Origin of the sequence: Streptomyces sp. NPDC002463, assembly GCF_042889835.1 — a bacterium.
Classification (GTDB): Bacteria; Actinomycetota; Actinomycetes; order Streptomycetales; family Streptomycetaceae; genus Streptomyces; species Streptomyces nymphaeiformis.
The window spans coordinates 23,918-40,789 of the sequence record NZ_JBIARL010000014.1; the positions used below are offsets into that span (position 1 = coordinate 23,918).

Annotated in this window: 13 protein-coding genes and 1 other RNA gene; 12 read left to right on the forward strand and 2 right to left on the reverse strand. The window is 71.4% G+C overall.

All coding sequences use genetic code 11. The annotated features are described in order from the left end of the window. Window positions 1-208 precede the first annotated feature (208 nt). From ftsE to ACFYX3_RS26685, 6 genes are all read left to right on the forward strand, one after another. The gene (ftsE, locus tag ACFYX3_RS26660; RefSeq protein ID WP_030692056.1) at window positions 209-898 is read left to right on the forward strand and encodes a cell division ATP-binding protein FtsE; all 690 of its coding nucleotides are present in this window, start codon (window positions 209-211) and stop codon (window positions 896-898) included. Between the two features lie 21 nt (window positions 899-919). Continuing rightward, window positions 920-1,837 (forward strand): permease-like cell division protein FtsX, encoded by a 918-nt coding sequence (gene ftsX, locus ACFYX3_RS26665; RefSeq protein ID WP_389018164.1) that lies wholly within the window; start codon window positions 920-922, stop codon window positions 1,835-1,837. Between the two features lie 78 nt (window positions 1,838-1,915). Beyond that, window positions 1,916-3,091, forward strand: a complete 1,176-nt coding sequence (locus ACFYX3_RS26670) for a S41 family peptidase (protein ID WP_389018167.1) — start codon at window positions 1,916-1,918, stop codon at window positions 3,089-3,091. A gap of 18 nt (window positions 3,092-3,109) precedes the next feature. After that, a complete protein-coding gene (smpB, locus tag ACFYX3_RS26675; protein WP_221517614.1) occupies window positions 3,110-3,649 on the forward strand; it encodes an SsrA-binding protein SmpB in 540 nt (179 codons plus the stop codon). A 103-nt stretch (window positions 3,650-3,752) separates the two neighbouring features. Continuing rightward, window positions 3,753-4,146: a transfer-messenger RNA gene (ssrA, locus tag ACFYX3_RS26680) on the forward strand. A 151-nt stretch (window positions 4,147-4,297) separates the two neighbouring features. Then, window positions 4,298-5,380 (forward strand): hypothetical protein, encoded by a 1,083-nt coding sequence (locus ACFYX3_RS26685; protein ID WP_389018171.1) that lies wholly within the window; start codon window positions 4,298-4,300, stop codon window positions 5,378-5,380. Here the strand turns inward: ACFYX3_RS26685 and ACFYX3_RS26690 are convergent. Next, window positions 5,377-6,627, reverse strand: coding sequence for an MFS transporter (locus ACFYX3_RS26690; RefSeq protein WP_389018174.1), 1,251 nt, complete (start codon window positions 6,625-6,627; stop codon window positions 5,377-5,379). The genes ACFYX3_RS26685 and ACFYX3_RS26690 overlap by 4 nt on opposite strands. Window positions 6,628-6,710: 83 nt before the next feature. Between ACFYX3_RS26690 and ACFYX3_RS26695 the strand changes: the two genes are divergently transcribed. The 6 genes from ACFYX3_RS26695 to ACFYX3_RS26720 all read left to right on the forward strand — a co-directional run bounded on the left by ACFYX3_RS26695 (window position 6,711) and on the right by ACFYX3_RS26720 (window position 15,269). Continuing rightward, on the forward strand, window positions 6,711-7,673 hold the full coding sequence (locus ACFYX3_RS26695; protein WP_389018177.1) for a LysR family transcriptional regulator: 963 nt from the start codon (window positions 6,711-6,713) through the stop codon (window positions 7,671-7,673). A 149-nt stretch (window positions 7,674-7,822) separates the two neighbouring features. Further along, a complete protein-coding gene (locus tag ACFYX3_RS26700; RefSeq protein WP_389018180.1) occupies window positions 7,823-9,178 on the forward strand; it encodes a nitrate/nitrite transporter in 1,356 nt (451 codons plus the stop codon). An 84-nt stretch (window positions 9,179-9,262) separates the two neighbouring features. Then, window positions 9,263-10,399 carry a uroporphyrinogen-III synthase gene (locus ACFYX3_RS26705; protein ID WP_389018183.1) on the forward strand — a complete coding sequence of 379 codons (1,137 nt, stop codon included), beginning with the start codon at window positions 9,263-9,265 and terminating at the stop codon, window positions 10,397-10,399. A gap of 154 nt (window positions 10,400-10,553) precedes the next feature. Then, window positions 10,554-12,833 (forward strand): HelD family protein, encoded by a 2,280-nt coding sequence (locus tag ACFYX3_RS26710; RefSeq protein ID WP_389018186.1) that lies wholly within the window; start codon window positions 10,554-10,556, stop codon window positions 12,831-12,833. 411 nt (window positions 12,834-13,244) lie between these two features. Next, entirely contained in the window at window positions 13,245-14,675 is a 1,431-nt protein-coding gene (locus ACFYX3_RS26715; RefSeq protein ID WP_352028564.1) for an NAD-dependent malic enzyme, read from the forward strand. Window positions 14,676-14,987: 312 nt separating this feature from the next. After that, entirely contained in the window at window positions 14,988-15,269 is a 282-nt protein-coding gene (locus tag ACFYX3_RS26720; RefSeq protein WP_015033921.1) for an HU family DNA-binding protein, read from the forward strand. Window positions 15,270-15,397: 128 nt separating this feature from the next. On the opposite strand, the gene murA is transcribed toward ACFYX3_RS26720, so the two are convergent. Further along, window positions 15,398-16,738, reverse strand: a complete 1,341-nt coding sequence (gene murA, locus ACFYX3_RS26725; protein ID WP_116160727.1) for a UDP-N-acetylglucosamine 1-carboxyvinyltransferase — start codon at window positions 16,736-16,738, stop codon at window positions 15,398-15,400. Window positions 16,739-16,872: the final 134 nt, after the last annotated feature.

Consider the following 16,872-nt stretch of genomic DNA (forward strand, 5'->3'; position numbering starts at 1 on the left):
CACACCAGGACAACGTCCGGAGGGGTCCGGACGTTCCCCCTACCACTGTGCCAGCTCTGCGGCGTTTCGGCGCGCCCCACCGGTTCGCCCGGCTTCCGTCCGGAAGGGCGAAAAGGATAAACCGCGCAAGCCAGGACCGCGACTGCGCGGGCCGTGCCCGGTCGCGTAAGGTCACGCACACCTACTCCCGGCCGACCGTGGTGCATCCGTGATCCGATTCGACAACGTCTCCAAGTCCTATCCGAAGCAGAGCCGCCCCGCGCTCCGGGATGTCTCCCTGGAGATCGAGAAGGGGGAGTTCGTCTTCCTCGTCGGTTCCTCCGGCTCCGGAAAGTCGACTTTCCTGCGACTGCTCCTGCGTGAGGAGCGTGCCAGCCAGGGCCAGGTGCACGTCCTCGGCAAGGACCTGGCCAGGCTCTCCAACTGGAAGGTGCCGCAGATGCGGCGCCAGCTGGGCACCGTCTTCCAGGACTTCCGCCTGCTGCCGAACAAGACCGTCGCCGAGAACGTGGCCTTCGCGCAGGAGGTCATCGGCAAGCCGCGCGGCGAGATCCGCAAGGCCGTGCCGCAGGTGCTCGACCTGGTCGGACTCGGCGGCAAGGAGGACCGGATGCCGGGCGAGCTCTCCGGCGGTGAGCAGCAGCGCGTCGCCATCGCCCGGGCCTTCGTCAACCGGCCGATGCTGCTGATCGCCGACGAGCCCACCGGCAACCTCGACCCGCAGACCTCCGTCGGCATCATGAAGCTGCTCGACCGGATCAACAGGACAGGGACCACCGTCGTCATGGCGACCCACGACCAGAACATCGTCGACCAGATGCGCAAGCGCGTCATCGAGCTCGAAAAGGGCCGCCTCGTCCGTGACCAGGCGCGCGGCGTCTACGGCTACCAGCACTGACGGCGGGGGATCCAGAACACCATGCGCGCCCAGTTCGTGCTCTCGGAGATCGGTGTCGGTCTCCGTCGCAACCTGACGATGACCTTCGCCGTGATCGTCTCCGTCGCCCTGTCCCTCGCCCTCTTCGGTGGCGCCCTGCTCATGCGCGAGCAGGTCAGCACGATGAAGGACTACTGGTACGACAAGGTCAACGTCTCCATCTTCCTCTGCAACAAGGCGGACGCGGCCACGGCGGCCAAGTGCGCCAAGGGTGCCGTCACCCGCCAGCAGTGGGAGCAGATCGAGGCCGATCTGAAGAAGATGGACATCGTCGAGTCCGTCCATCACGAGACGGCCGACGAGGCGTTCGCCCACTACAAGCAGCAGTACGGCGACACCGCCATCGCCTCCGTGGTGACGCCGGACCAGATGCAGGAGTCGATCCGGGTCAAGCTCAAGGACCCGGAGAAGTACAAGGTCGTCGCCACGGCCTTCGCCGGCCGGGACGGCGTCGAGTCGGTCCAGGACCAGCGGAACATCCTGCAGAACCTGTTCGACCTGATGAACGGCATGAACATCGCCGCGCTCGGCGTCATGGGCCTGATGCTGGTCATCGCGCTCATGCTGATCGTCAACACCGTCCGCGTCTCGGCCTTCAGCCGACGCCGCGAGACCGGCATCATGCGGCTCGTCGGAGCGTCCAGCTTCTACATCCAGATGCCGTTCATCATGGAGGCCGCCTTCGCCGGCCTCCTCGGCGGCGGCGTCGCCTGCGTGCTGCTGCTCGTCGGCCGGTACTTCCTGATCGACCACGGCATCGCGCTCGCCGACAAGATGCAGCTGGTCAACTTCATCGGCTGGGACGCGGTCCTCGCGAAGCTCCCCCTGGTGATCGCCATCGGCCTCCTCATGCCGGCCGTGGCCGCCTTCATCGCGCTGCGCAAGTACCTGAAGGTGTGACAAGACACCTGTGACAACGGATGGCGTCGTACGGCCAAAGCCCGTGCGGCGCCATTGTCTTGTCCTAGAGTGGGCGCCATGCCGGCCGGCGGTGGCGATCTCTGTATCCGGCCCCGCGGAGTCGTCCGTGGGGCCGTTCTGACGTTGGTGTTCACCGGGGTTCTCGCCGCCGCTGCCGCCACCGGGTCGCTGCCCCGGCAGGACCCCGTGGGGGAGAGGCGGGCGGCGCCGGTTCGTGCGGTGGATGGGGCGACCGTCGACAGTGCCGCTCTCGCGCAGGCCGCCGCCGCGGCCATGGCCGACGGGAAGTCGGGGAAGAAGGCCGCCGAGGAGTTCGTCAGCCGCAGTGGCGACCGGTGGGGCGCGGTGTACGACAAGAAGGAGTACGCCGAGTTCGAGCAGGCCCTCGGCGGTGCCTACACCGGGGTCGGTCTGTCCGCGGGGCGCCTCGGCGCGAGCGGGGTGCGGGTGACGCGGGTGCAGGCCGGCGGGCCCGCCGGCAAGGCGGGGCTGCGGGTCGGTGACCGGCTCGTCTCCGTCGACGGGCGGCCGGTCGACGGGCTCTCCGTCTCCGAGGTGGTCTCGCTGCTGCGCGGTGACGGCGTTCCCGGCTCGTCCGTCGTCCTGGGCGTCGAGCGCGGCCGGGCCGCCTGGACGCAGCCGCTGCGCAGGGCCCGGCTCGCGACGGACCCGGTCACCGTCCGTCGCCTCGACGACGGGGCCGTGCTGATCCGGGTCGCCGCCTTCACCAAGGGCGCCGGCACGCGCGTGCGTGACGCGGTGCGGGCCGCCCCGGCCGGCGCCGGAGTCCTCCTGGACCTGCGGGGCAACTCGGGCGGCCTGGTCGCGGAGGCCGCCGTCGCCGCCTCCGCCTTCCTCGACGGCGGGCTCGTCGCCACGTACGACGTGGAGGGCGAGCAGCGGGCCGTGTACGCGGAGGGCGGCGGGGACACCGGCCGGCCCCTGGTGGCGCTGATCGACGGGGGCACGATGAGCGCGGCCGAGCTGCTCACCGGCGCCCTCCAGGACCGGGGCCGGGCGGTCACCGTCGGTTCGCGGACCTTCGGCAAGGGCTCGGTCCAGATGCCGAGCGCGCTGCCCGACGGCTCCGTCGCCGAGCTGACCGTCGGCCACTACCGCACCCCCGCGGGGCACGCCGTCGACGGCCGCGGCATCACGCCGGACCTGGCGGCGGAGGACGGGGCCGAGGAGCGGGCGAGAACGGTATTGAGTGGCCTCGGAGGGGGCTCGTAGTGCGAAAATGGCCGCACTATGGCAAAGGGACTCGTGAACGTGCAGGGCAAGCCTGCGAAGAAGGCATCGGACAAGGCGCCTGAGCGCAAGCTCATCGCGCAGAACAAGAAGGCGCGGCACGACTACCACATCATCGACACCTACGAGTGCGGTGTGGTGCTCATGGGCACCGAGGTGAAGTCGCTGCGCATGGGCCGGGCCTCGCTGGTCGACGGCTTCGTCCAGATCGACGGCCACGAGGCGTGGCTGCACAACATCCACGTGCCCGAGTACATGCAGGGCAGCTGGACCAACCACCACGCGAAGCGGAAGCGGAAGCTGCTGCTGCACCGGGCCGAGATCGACAAGCTGGAGTCGAAGTCGCAGGAGACGGGTCACACGATCGTGCCCCTCTCGCTGTACTTCCTGAACGGCCGGGTGAAGTGCGAGATCGCGCTGGCCAAGGGCAAGAAGGAGTACGACAAGCGCCAGACCCTGCGGGAGAAGCAGGACACGCGCGAGACGAACCGGGCGATCGCGTCGGCACGGCGCCGGCAGCGGGCGGCGCAGAGCGCGTAGGGTCCTGCGCCTCGCCCCGTTAATGCGCTGGCAACCGGGACCGTCGGTCACGTACGATGGGACCTGCACCCCACAGAGGGTGCGACCTTTGAAAAAACAACATGGGGATGATCGGTTTCGACAGCGGATGTCGAAGCAGTGGGAAGCGTGTCGAGGAAGCGGCAATGATCTCGTAAACCATATGTCGCAACCAATAATCGCCAACACCAAGAGCGATAACTCCCGCTTCGCCCTCGCTGCCTAATTTTAGGTAACGAACAGAAGCCTCTGTGAGGAGCGTCAGCCCGGGGGTGGTCCCGACCCGGATCCTGGCGTCATTTAGGGATCTAAACCTCCAGCCCCGGTCACGGGGGTTGGAGGGAAATCAAACAGTGGCTGAGCCCGTTCCGGACTTGTCTGGGTGATCCGGAGGGCTGAGAAACTCGTACCAGACTGCACACGGAGAAGCCCTGATTCCGCACCGTTGGACGCGGGTTCGATTCCCGCCATCTCCACTCATCCCATGTGGGCACAGGCCCGGTGGTCGCGCGAGCGACTGCCGGGCCTTTGTCATGCCGTGTCGTGGCGCCGGCCCTCTTGTGGGCTTGGTCTGGACCTGACACCCTGCGGGGCGCCGCCCCCCACGCCACGGCACTCCCGGAGGTACGTATGCGTCACAGACCCCTCGCGGTCCTGCTCATGCTCCTCGCCCTCCTCGTCCCCGCCACCCTGCCCGCCGGAGCCGCCGCGCCCGCGCCGGTGCAGGTCTACGGCGCCTGGCACTGCGGAGACGACTACTGCACCTGGTCCACCGTCCGCGACGTCGCCGAGTTCGACGCCAAGAACCACTGGCTGATCGACCGCGGCGACGGACGCCCCTCGGTCAACCTGGTCGTCCTCAGCTTCGTCGACCCGCTCAAGCTGCTGCACCGCACCACCGACGCGACCACCGCGAACGGCGTGCCGGTCGGCATGAGCCGCGGGATCGTCCAGTACTTCACCTCGCGCGGGATACGCGTGATGCTCTCCATCGGCGGGATCACGTACACCGACGCCTGGGACGCCGCCCTCGCCGAGAACGCCACGCAACTGGGGCTCGACGCCGCCTCGGTCGCCGCGGACCTCGGCGTCGGCATCGAGATCGACTACGAGCAGAACACCGCCCCGAACCTCGTCGGGCTCCAGGCCTTCGTCGACGCCTACCGGTCCGTCCACCCCTACGACGCCTCCGGTACGCGGCCGGCCGCGCGGCTCACCATCGACACCGCCGCAGGCGACCGCTGGCTCATCGACATCAACCGCAAGGCCACCGCCGACTGGCTGCGCACCGACAGCCCCGTGCTCGACTACGCGAACGCGATGGTGCCCGCCCGGCCCACCTCGGCGAGCTCGCACATCGCGAACTGGCAGGAACACCTCGACGGCAAGCCGCAGTTCTCGCCGCCGGTCGCCCCGCTCGCCCCCGCCAAGCTCACCGCGGGGCTCTACCTCGCGTACGGCCGCAGTCCGCTGCCGGAGTGCACCGACTTCGCGAACTCGCTGCAGAAGGCGACCGGTGACTGGGTGCGGAACGCGGCGCCCCACGGGGCCGGGACCACGCCGGGGCTGCTCGGCTACATGTTCTGGGCCGCCGAGAAGCCGTCCACCCGTGGGCTCGGCACCCAGGAGCCCGACGGCTGCGCGGGAGGCGCCGGAGCCGGGGCCACCGCGTACGGAGTGCCCGTACCGATGGGGCCGCTGCGGCAGGGCTAAGCCCCTTCCTGTGCACGGCGGCCCACACCCGTCGCCGTGCACAGGGCCAGGGCCAGGGCCGCCGCCGTCACCGGGATCAGGAAGCCGAAGGCGGCGAAGGGGGCGTGGTCGGCGGCCCAGCCGCCGGTGGCCGAGCCGGTGGCGATGCCCGCCAGGAGCGCGGTCACGGCGAGGGCCATGCCCTCGTTGAGCTGGGCCGCCGGGGCGAGGCGCTGGATCAGGCCCATGCCCGTCACCATCGTCGGGGCCGTCGCCATGCCCGCGAGGAGGAGGCCGGCGGCCAGGGCGAGCAGGGAGCCGGTCGAGGCGCCGAGCAGCGGCATCGCCATCAGGACGGTCATCGCGGCCAGGCAGGTGCGCAGGCGGGCGGTGCGCCGGGCGTGGCCGTAGAGGAGGCCCGCCGCGCAGGAGCCCGCGGCCTGGAGGGCGAGGACCGGTCCCGCGACGGGCCCGTCCACGTACGCCAGGGTCACGACCTCCATGGAGCCGAAGACCGCGCCCGTGGCGAGGAAGACCGCGAGCAGGGGCGCCATGCCCGGGACCCGTAGCGGAGAGCCCGCCGCCGTGCGCGGGGCGACCGGGGGCTCCGTGGAGCGCTGGGCGCTGAGGATCAGGACGCCGGAGAGGAAGAGGAGGGCCGCGGTGAGCGTGCCGGCCTCGGGGAAGAGCGCCGAGCACAGGACGGCGGCGAGCACCGGCCCGAGCATGTAGCAGAGCTCGTCGACGGCCTGTTCGAAGGCGTTGGCGGTGTGCAGCGCGTCCGGGTCGTCGCGGAAGAGGTGGGCCCAGCGGGCCCGGGACATGCCGCCCGTGTTCGGGGTGGTGGCGGTGACGGCGGTCGTGAGGAAGAGCGCCCAGGCGGGGGTCCGCTCGTGGACGCAGAGCAGGAGGACCAGGTGGCCCAGGACCGCGTAGGCGGTGGCCGGGACCGCGATCCTGGCCTGGCCGTACCGGTCGACGAGCCGGGCGATGAGCGGGCCGGTGACGGAGCCGACGGCGAGGCCGGTGGCGGCGACCGCGCCGGCGAGGGCGTAGGAGCCGTACGCCGCGGCGATCATGATCACGGCGCTGACGCCGAACATGCCCATGGGCAGTCGGGCGATCAGGCTGCCGACGGTGAAGGCGCGGGTGCCGGGGTGGGTGAAGAGGCGGAGGTAGGGGTTGCGGGGGAGCGCGCGGGGCGTTTCGCGGTAGCGGGGGGCGAGGGCCGGGCCCGCCGGGGTGAGGGTGAGGTCCGGTTGCGGCATGGATCAAGGGTCCGTTGGCATGGCCCTGCCGGTCCAACACCTACGCGGTGGTGATTCACGCACCTGTGTTGTTAGATGCGTGCATGCCCGCTCCCCGTGACGTCGAACCACGGCTCCTGCGCGCCTTCACCGCCGTCGCCGAGGAGCTCCACTTCACCCGTGCCGCCGCCCGCCTCTACCTCGCCCAGCAGGCCCTCAGCCGTGACATCCGGCGCCTGGAGCGGGAGTTGGGCACCGACCTGTTCGTGCGGACCACCCGGCAGGTCGCCCTCACCCCCGACGGCGAACGCCTCCTCCCGTACGCCCGCCGGGTGTTGGCCGCCCACGACGAGCTGACCGACGCCTTCCACGGCGCACCCCGGCCGCTCCTCGTCGACCTCAACAGCCCCGACCTCGTCCAGGAGCGCGTCCTCCTCCGGGCCCGTGAACTCGCCCCGGAGCAGGAGCTGATGGCCCGCTACGAGAGCGGACTCACCGGCGCCGTCCAGTCCATCCTCGCCGGCCGGCTCGACACCTCCTTCGGCCGGTACGGGGGACTCGACGCCCGGCTCAGGGCGCGGCTCGACTTCCAGTTCATGCGGTACGAGCCGATGGCCGTGATCCTCCCCGAGGACCACCCGCTCGCCGGCCTGCCCGAAGTCCCGCTCGCCCGGCTCGCCGGGGAGCGGATCTACGCCGGGGCCGGGAACGACCGCACCCCCGAGTGGACCGACCTCGCCGCCCGCCTCTTCGCAGGGCGCGGCATCGAGGTCGCCCCGCCCGCGCCGCTGGCGATCGGACGCGAGGAGTTCCGCCGGATCATGGCCAAGCACCGCCACCCGGTCCTCGCCGTCGTCGACTTCCCGCCCATGCCGAACTGCGTCACCCGGCCGCTCGTCGCCCCCGTCCCCCTGTCGCCCGTGAGCCTGGTGTGGCGCAAGGGACTCCGCCACCCCGGCCTCGACGCCCTGCGCCGGGCGGCCGCGGAGCTCGGCGCCCGGGAGGGCTGGCTCGTCCGGCCGCCCGGCGCCTGGCTGCCGGAGGGGGAGCCCGGGCCGCCCGCATAGGGCGGGGGCGCTCACCACGGGGGCGCTCACAGGGGGTGCGTACGCCGGGTGAGAGCAAGGTTCCGTCACCGTCACCTCACGGCACCGGACTGAAACGCGCCCTTCCTAGCGTCGGACGCATCAGGGATCCGACTCCGTGGAGGTGCGAGATGGGTGGCCGCTGGATCGAACGCTGGGAACCGGAGGACGAGACCTTCTGGCGCGAGAAGGGAGAGCGGATCGCCCGGCGGAACCTGCTCTTCTCCGTCCTCTCCGAACACATCGGCTTCTCCATCTGGAGCCTGTGGTCGGTCATGGTCCTCTTCATGGGCCCCCAGTACGGGGTCGACCCCGCCGGCAAGTTCTTCCTCATCGGCACCGCCACCTTCGTCGGCGCGCTGATCCGCATCCCGTACACCTTCGCCGTCGCCCGCTTCGGCGGCCGCAACTGGACGATCTTCAGCGCCCTGCTGCTCCTGCTGCCCACCGGCCTCGCCTTCGCGGTGATGCACCCCGGCACCCCGTACACCACCTTCGTCCTCGTCGCCGCCCTCACCGGCGTCGGCGGCGGCAACTTCGCCTCCTCGATGACCAACATCAACGCCTTCTTCCCGCTGCGGAAGAAGGGCTGGGCGCTGGGCCTCAACGCGGGCGGCGGCAACATCGGCGTCCCCGTCGTCCAGCTCGTCGGCCTCCTCGTCATCGGCACCGCCGGAGCGATGCACCCGAGGATCGTGCTCGGCGTCTACCTGCCGCTGATCGTCGCCGCCGCCGTCTGCTCCGCGCTCTTCATGGACAACCTCGCCCCCGTGAAGAACGACACCGGAGCCGTCAAGGAGGCCGTGACCGCCCGCCACACCTGGATCATGGCGTTCCTGTACGTCGGCACCTTCGGCTCCTTCATCGGCTACAGCTTCGCCTTCGGCCTCGTCCTCCAGACCCAGTTCGGCCGCACCCCGCTCCAGGCCGCCTCGCTCACCTTCATCGGTCCGCTGCTCGGCTCGCTCATCCGGCCCGTCGGCGGCTCCCTCGCCGACCGGCACGGCGGCGCCCGCATCACCCTGTGGACCTTCGCCGCGATGGCCGCCGCCACCGGCGTGGTGATCTACGCCTCCGTCGTCGAGTCCCTCGCCGTCTTCCTCGTCGGCTTCATCGGCCTCTTCGTCCTCAGCGGCCTCGGCAACGGCTCCACGTACAAGATGATCCCGGCGATCTTCCTCGCCCAGGGGCACCGCAAGGGCCTCGCGGGCGAGCCCGCAGAGGCCTACGGGCGGCGACTCTCCGGAGCCTCCATGGGCCTCATCGGCGCCGTCGGCGCGCTCGGCGGCCTCGGCATCAACCTCGCCTTCCGCCAGTCCTTCCAGACCGCCGGCACCGGCACCGCCGCCTTCGTCGCCTTCCTCGCCTTCTACGCGGCCTGCATGGCCGTCACCTGGGCGGTATACCTTCGGGCGCCCGGCGCCGTCCCCGAGACCCCCGAGGCGGTCACGGAGCCCGAGGCCCGGTCCGGCTACGCGCGGGTGTGACCCCCGGTGCCCGGCGCGTACCGTAACGACGAGGAAATACGGGCGAACCCCGACCGACACGCACCCCCGTCAGGCTCAGGCCCCATGGACGAGCAAGAACACGGCCCCCTCGCCGGCTTCACGATCGGCGTCACCGCGGCACGGCGCGCCGACGAGCTGATCGCGCTGTTGCGCCGGCGCGGCGCGGCCGTCGTCCACGGACCGGCCCTGCGGATCGTGCCCCTCGCGGACGACACCGAACTCCTCGCCGCCACCAAGGAGCTCATCGACCACGCCCCGGACGTCGTCGTCGCCACCACGGCGATCGGCTTCCGGGGCTGGGTCGAGGCCGCCGAGGGCTGGGGGCACGGGGACGAGCTCCTCGCCGTCCTGCGGGACGTCGAGCTCCTCGCCCGCGGGCCCAAGGTCAAGGGGGCGGTACGGGCCGCCGGGCTCACCGAGTCCTGGTCGCCCTCCTCCGAGTCCATGGCCGAGGTCCTCGACCGGCTCCTCGCGGAGGGCGTCGAGGGCCGGCGCATCGCGCTCCAGCTGCACGGGGAGCCGCTGCCCGGGTTCGTGGAGGCGCTCACCGCGGGTGGCGCCGAGGTCGTCGGCGTACCGGTCTACCGCTGGATGCCGCCCGAGGACCTCGGGCCGCTCGACCGGCTCGTCGACGCGACCCTCGCGCGCGGCCTCGACGCGGTCACCTTCACCAGCGCGCCCGCCGCCGCCTCGCTGTTCTCCCGGGCGGCGGAGCGGGGCGTACGGGACGAACTCCTCGCCGCCCTCCGGCACGACGTGCTCGCAGTGTGCGTGGGGCCCGTGACGGCGCTGCCGCTCCAGGCCGAGGGCATCGACACGTACCAGCCGGAGCGCTTCCGGCTCGGGCCGCTCGTCCAGCTCCTCTGCAAGGAGCTGCCCGCCCGCTCCCGGGTCCTGCCGGTCGCCGGGCACCGCGTCGAGGTCCGCGGGCACGCCGTCCTCGTCGACGGCGGCCTCCGGCCCGTCCCGCCCGCCGGCATGGCGCTCCTCGGCCTCCTCGCCCGCCGCCCCGGCTGGGTCGTCTCCCGCGCGGACCTCCTGCGGGCCCTGCCGGGCGCGGGCCGCGACGAACACGCCGTCGAGACGGCGATGGCCCGCCTGCGCACCGCCCTCGGCACGCCGAAGCTGATCCAGACCGTGGTGAAGCGGGGCTACCGGCTGGCGCTCGACCCGACGGCGGAGGAGAAGTACGACGGCTAGGGGCCTGTCTTTCGGATCATGCCGGGCCCGTGGGGCCCGGCATGATCCGAAAGACAGGCCCCTCACCCCCCGGCAGGCGCCCCGCGCCTGACACCAGGCCCCCCTGTGGCGTACGCTCGACGGCTGCCCAGTGCACGTGAGAAGGGGGCCTTAGGTGGCCGCGCAGGAAGCCGTGGACACGGTCAGAGACCGTGAGATCGGTGTCGAGCAGGAACATCTGGATCAGGTCTACCGCCGCCTCGAGGAGAAGATCCACGAGGCGGAGTTCCTGATGAACGACGCCGCCCAGCGGGGCCAGGTCGGCACGCCCGGCGCCCTCGCCGAGCGCGACGCCCAGGTCTTCCGGGCCGGCATCCACCTCAACCGGCTCAACAACGAGTTCGAGGACTTCCTCTTCGGTCGGATCGACCTGCTGTACGGCAAGGACGGGAAGAAGGGCCCGGACGGCGCCTACACGTCCGTCGAGCCCGCCGAGGACGCCGTACGGCCCGACAACACCGCCGAGATCGGCGAGACCCTCCACATCGGGCGGATCGGCGTCCTCGACTCCGACTACGCGCCGCTCGTCATCGACTGGCGCGCGCCCGCCGCCGCGCCGTTCTACCGGTCCACCCCCGTCGACCCCGGCCGCGTCGTGCGCCGTCGTGTCATCCGCTCCAAGGGCCGTCAGGTCCTCGGCGTCGAGGACGACCTCATGCGCCCCGAGCTGCGGGCCACCCTCGACGGGCGCGAGCTGCCCGTGATCGGCGACGGCGCCCTGATGGCCGCCCTCGGCCAGGCCCGCAGCCACACCATGCGGGACATCGTGTCCTCCATCCAGGCCGAGCAGGACCTCGTCATCCGGGCGCCCGCCGCCTCCGTGACGTACGTCGAGGGCGGGCCGGGCACCGGGAAGACGGCGGTCGCGCTGCACCGGGCCGCCTACCTGCTCTACCAGGACCGCCGGCGGTACGCGGGCGGCATCCTGATCGTCTCGCCGACCCCGCTCCTCGTCTCGTACACCGAGGGCGTCCTGCCCTCCCTCGGCGAGGAGGGCCAGGTCGCGATCCGCGCCGTCGGCTCGCTGGTCGACGGCGCCGAGGCCACCGCGTACGACGAACCGGCCGTCGCCCGCGTCAAGGGCTCCTCCCGCATGCTCCACGTGCTCCGCAAGGCCGCCCGCGGCGCCCTGGACAGCCCGGACGCCCCGCAGCTCCTGCGCGTCGTCGCCTTCGGGCGCCGGCTCGAACTCGAAGCCGACGAGCTGCGCCGCATCCGGCACAACGTCCTCGGCGGCACCGCCCCCGTCAACCTGCTCCGCCCGCGCGCCCGCCGGCTGCTCCTCGACGCGCTGTACGCCAAGTCCGGCGCCGCCGGCCGGCACAGCGACCCCGAGCTCGCCGCCGAGCTGCGCTCCTCCTTCGACGAGGACGTGTCGACCGAGGACTCCTTCCTCGGCTTCCTCGACGCGTGGTGGCCGGAACTCAGCCCCCGCCAGGTCCTCGACGCGATGACCGACGAGCGGCGGCTCGGCCGCTGGGCCCGCCGGATCCTCAACCCGGGCGAGGTGCGCCGGCTCGCGCGCTCGCTGCGCCGCCGGGAGCTCTCCGTCCACGACGTCGCCCTCCTCGACGAGCTGAACACCCTGCTCGGCGCCCCGGCCCGGCCCCGCAAGAAGCGGGAGTACGACCCGCTGGACCAGCTCACGGGCCTGGAGGAGCTGATGCCCGTACGGGAGGAGACCCAGCGGGAGCGGGCCGAGCGGCTCGCGGCGGAGCGCACCGAGTACGCGCACGTGATCGTCGACGAGGCCCAGGACCTGACGCCCATGCAGTGGCGGATGGTCGGGCGGCGCGGCCGGCACGCCACCTGGACGGTCGTCGGCGACCCGGCGCAGTCCTCCTGGTCGGACCCGGACGAGGCGGCGGAGTCCCGCGATGAGGCCCTCGGCACCCGGCCGCGGCGCCGCTTCGAGCTCACCGTGAACTACCGGAACCCGGCGGAGATCGCCGAGCTGGCCGCGAAGGTCCTCGCGCTCGCCATGCCGGGCAAGGAGTCGCCGCGCGCGGTCCGCTCGACGGGCGTCGAACCCCGCTTCGTCGCCCTCGGCGAGGCGGCGGATCTGGCCGAAACCGTACGTTTGGAGGCCGAGCGGCTGCTCGGCGAGGTGGACGGGACGGTCGGTGTCGTCGTCGCGATGAACCGGCGCGCGGAGGCCGCCGGCTGGCTCGCCGGGCTCGGCGACCGGGTCGTGGCGCTCGGCTCCCTGGAGGCGAAGGGCCTGGAGTACGACGCGACGGTGGTCGTCTCGCCCGCGGAGATCGCGGACGAGTCCCCGGCCGGCCTGCGGGTGCTCTACGTGGCGCTGACCCGGTCCACGCAGGCCCTGACGGTGCTCTCGGGCGACCGGGACATGCCGGACGAGGCCGGGGTCCCGGACCTGCTGCGGGACTGAGCGGCCGGGGTGCGGGGCGGGGTCCGCTCCGCCGCCCGGGGCTGATTTCAGGTCAACCTGCGGCGCTGGAATCACCAGGCAGGGTGGTTTGTTAGCCTTGTCGTGGCACCGGCTCGATCCAAGCCCCCGGGCCCAACCTTCGTCCCTCAGAGGGACCACTTGCCGCGAGGCGAGCATGGCGGGTCGGTGCCACTCAGATGTACGTACAAAGTTGAGGCCCCTGTCACCTCCGGGTGACGGGGGCCTCTTCTGTTTCCCCGCGACTTCTCGTATGGTGGAAACTACTTTCCGAAAACAAAATGACCGTATTACCTGCTACCGGCAGGTAGGTGCGACCATCGGAGGGCGCCGCCAGGCAACCAGCCGGGGCGGCGTAGCAACGAAGCTCAGGGAAAGCAGAGGAACTCGGCCATGGCAACGGCGCCCAGCGTCTCGTACTCGATGACGGTCCGGCTGGAGGTTCCCGCGAGCGGAACCGCGGTCTCCCAGCTCACCACGGCGGTGGAGTCCCACGGCGGATCCGTCACCGGCCTCGACGTGACCGCCTCCGGCCACGAGAAGCTCCGCATCGACGTCACCATCGCGGCCACCTCGACCGCGCACGCCGACGAGATCGTCGCGCAGCTGCGCACCATCGAGGGCGTCGTGCTCGGCAAGGTCTCCGACCGCACGTTCCTCATGCACCTCGGCGGCAAGATCGAGATGGCGTCGAAGCACCCCATCCGCAACCGTGACGACCTCTCGATGATCTACACCCCGGGCGTCGCCCGCGTGTGCATGGCGATCGCCGAGAACCCCGAGGACGCGCGCCGCCTCACCATCAAGCGCAACACCGTCGCGGTCGTCACCGACGGCTCCGCCGTCCTCGGCCTCGGCAACATCGGCCCGATGGCCGCCATGCCCGTCATGGAGGGCAAGGCGGCCCTGTTCAAGCGCTTCGCCGACATCGACGCCTGGCCGATCTGCCTCGACACCCAGGACACCGACGAGATCGTCGCGATCGTCAAGGCGATCGCCCCCGGCTTCGCGGGCATCAACCTGGAGGACATCTCCGCGCCCCGCTGCTTCGAGATCGAGGCCCGGCTGCGCGAGGCCCTCGACATCCCCGTCTTCCACGACGACCAGCACGGCACCGCCATCGTCGTCCTCGCCGCCCTCACCAACGCGCTGCGCGTGGTCGGCAAGGGCATCGGCGACGTACGGGTCGTCATGTCCGGTGCCGGCGCCGCCGGTACGGCCATCCTCAAGCTGCTGATCGCGGCGGGCGTGAAGCACGCCGTGGTCGCCGACATCCACGGTGTCGTGCACGCGGGCCGCGAGGACCTGGTCGACGCCGCCCCCGGAACCCCGCTGCGCTGGATCGCCGACAACACCAACCCCGAGGGCGTCACCGGCACCCTCAAGCAGGCCGTCGTCGGCGCGGACGTGTTCATCGGCGTCTCGGCCCCGAACCTGCTGGGCGCGGAGGACGTCGCCGCCATGGCCGAGGGCGCCATCGTGTTCGCGCTCGCGAACCCCGACCCGGAGGTCGACCCGGCCGCCGCCCGGCAGACGGCCGCCGTCGTCGCCACCGGCCGCTCGGACTTCCCGAACCAGATCAACAACGTGCTGGTCTTCCCGGGCGTGTTCCGCGGTCTGCTCGACGCCCAGTCCCGTACGGTCAACACCGAGATGATGCTCGCGGCGGCCTCCGCCCTCGCCGACGTGGTCACCGAGGACGAGCTGAACCCGAACTACATCATCCCGTCGGTCTTCAACGACAAGGTCGCCGGCGCGGTCGCCGGAGCCGTCCGGAACGCGGCGAAGGCCGCGGGCGCGGGCGCGGCGCCCGGCGGGCGCTGACGGCGCGTCGCGGGTCGCGGAGCCGTAAACCCGCCTTTAGGGTGGCGTTTCGGCTCCGCGCTGTTTCCGCGGCGTCGACCGAACGTCACCACCACGGGGCTCTGGCGCTTTTCGTGTGACCCGAGGGGGTGCCGGATTGGCGTTCCCGCCGCTGGTGGGGGCAGGATGCGTGTTTGGGCGCGCGGGTCTGTCATTTGACCCGGGTCCGGGGACTGTCCGAGGGCCCTGGCAGCATCGGCTTCGCTGTACCCAATCACGCGGCTTCCGCCGCGTGGCACGCCTCACAGGCAAGAAGAACACGGGAGTAACAACATGAACCGCAGTGAGCTGGTGGCCGCTCTGGCCGACCGTGCCGAGGTGACCCGCAAGGACGCCGACGCCGTGCTGGCCGCTCTCGCCGAGACCGTTGGTGAGGTCGTCGCCAAGGGCGACGAGAAGGTCACCATCCCCGGCTTCCTGACCTTCGAGCGCACCCACCGTGCCGCTCGCACCGCTCGTAACCCGCAGACCGGCGACCCGATCGACATCCCGGCCGGCTACAGCGTGAAGGTCTCCGCGGGCTCGAAGCTCAAGGAAGCCGCCAAGGGCAAGTAAGGCGGCCTAGAGGCGACGAAAGGGCGGCCACCCTGTCAGGGGGTGGCCGCCCTTTCGTATGAGCCCGTACGGGCCCTTGCGGGCCCTTGGCGCCTTACAGGGCCCCGGCCGGGGCCCTGTGCGGTACGTCAGACCAGCGCGCTGCCCGGCAGCTCGACCTTCGCGCCCAGCTCCACGAGCTTCTCCATGAAGTTCTCGTAGCCGCGGTTGATCAGGTCGATGCCGTGGACCCGGGAGGTGCCCTGGGCCGCGAGCGCCGCGATCAGGTACGAGAAGCCGCCGCGCAGGTCGGGGATGACCAGGTCGGCACCCTGGAGCTTCGTCGGGCCCGACACGACCGCGGAGTGCAGGAAGTTCCGCTGGCCGAAGCGGCAGTCGGAGCCGCCCAGGCACTCGCGGTACAGCTGGATGTGCGCGCCCATCTGGTTCAGCGCGGACGTGAAGCCGAGCCGGGACTCGTACACCGTCTCGTGGATGATGGAGAGGCCGGAGGCCTGCGTCAGGGCCACGACCAGCGGCTGCTGCCAGTCCGTCTGGAAGCCGGGGTGCACGTCCGTCTCCAGGTGGATCGCGTTGAGCGAGCCGCCCGGGTGCCAGAAGCGGATGCCCTCGTCGTCGATCTCGAAGGCGCCGCCGACCTTCCGGTACGTGTTGAGGAAGGTCATCATCGAGCGCTGCTGGGCGCCGCGCACGTAGATGTTGCCCTCGGTCGCCAGCGCCGCCGACGCCCAGGAGGCCGCCTCCAGGCGGTCCGGGAGCGCCCGGTGGGTGTAGCCGTCGAGGCGGTCGACACCGGTGATCCGGATGGTCCGGTCGGTGTCCATGGAGATGATCGCGCCCATCTTCTGCAGGACGCAGATCAGGTCCTCGATCTCGGGCTCCACGGCCGCGTTCGACAGCTCGGTGACGCCCTCCGCGAGGACCGCCGTGAGCAGCACCTGCTCGGTCGAGCCGACCGAGGGGTACGGGAGGCGGATCTTGCAACCGCGAAGGCGCTGCGGGGCCTCCAGGTACTGCCCGTCCGCCCGCTTCTCGATGGTGGCGCCGAACTGGCGCAGCACGTCGAAGTGGAAGTCGATGGGCCGGCCGCCGATGTCGCAGCCGCCCAGGCCCGGGATGAACGCGTGGCCGAGGCGGTGCAGCAGCGGGCCGCAGAAGAGGATCGGGATGCGCGACGAGCCGGCGTGGGCATCGATGTCAGCGACGTTCGCGGACTCGACGTGCGTCGGGTCGAGGACGAGCTCGCCGGGCTCCTCGCCCGGGCGGACCGTCACTCCGTGCAGCTGGAGCAGCCCGCGGACCACGCGGACGTCACGGATGTCTGGAACGTTGCGCAGGCGGCTGGGGCCGCTGCCGAGCAGGGCGGCGACCATCGCCTTGGGCACGAGGTTCTTCGCGCCGCGAACGCGGATCTCGCCCTCGAGCGGGGTTCCGCCGTGGACAAGCAGGACATCGTCTGTGCCGGTCATGTATCTCGCGTTCCGAAAGTGGGGTCCGACGGGTGGCCAGAGAAAAGGGTAAGGGTCCATGAGACCCCCTTCGGGTGCCTCGGGGGGCCTGCCAGATGTAATGAATTCGGCACAACACCCTCTGCTTCCGTGAA

Excerpts from the sequence above, each read along its gene's own strand:
- ACFYX3_RS26700 (WP_389018180.1), top strand. The coding sequence starts at position 7,823 with ATGGGTGGCCGCTGGATCGAACGCTGGGAACCGGAGGACGAGACCTTC.
- ftsX (WP_389018164.1), top strand. The coding sequence starts at position 920 with ATGCGCGCCCAGTTCGTGCTCTCGGAGATCGGTGTCGGTCTCCGTCGC.
- ACFYX3_RS26715 (WP_352028564.1), top strand. The coding sequence starts at position 13,245 with ATGGCAACGGCGCCCAGCGTCTCGTACTCGATGACGGTCCGGCTGGAG.
- ACFYX3_RS26695 (WP_389018177.1), top strand. The coding sequence starts at position 6,711 with ATGCCCGCTCCCCGTGACGTCGAACCACGGCTCCTGCGCGCCTTCACC.
- ACFYX3_RS26705 (WP_389018183.1), top strand. The coding sequence starts at position 9,263 with ATGGACGAGCAAGAACACGGCCCCCTCGCCGGCTTCACGATCGGCGTC.
- ACFYX3_RS26720 (WP_015033921.1), top strand. The coding sequence starts at position 14,988 with ATGAACCGCAGTGAGCTGGTGGCCGCTCTGGCCGACCGTGCCGAGGTG.
- ACFYX3_RS26670 (WP_389018167.1), top strand. The coding sequence starts at position 1,916 with ATGCCGGCCGGCGGTGGCGATCTCTGTATCCGGCCCCGCGGAGTCGTC.
- smpB (WP_221517614.1), top strand. The coding sequence starts at position 3,110 with ATGGCAAAGGGACTCGTGAACGTGCAGGGCAAGCCTGCGAAGAAGGCA.
- ACFYX3_RS26690 (WP_389018174.1), bottom strand. The coding sequence starts at position 6,627 with ATGCCGCAACCGGACCTCACCCTCACCCCGGCGGGCCCGGCCCTCGCC.
- ACFYX3_RS26685 (WP_389018171.1), top strand. The coding sequence starts at position 4,298 with ATGCGTCACAGACCCCTCGCGGTCCTGCTCATGCTCCTCGCCCTCCTC.
- murA (WP_116160727.1), bottom strand. The coding sequence starts at position 16,738 with ATGACCGGCACAGACGATGTCCTGCTTGTCCACGGCGGAACCCCGCTC.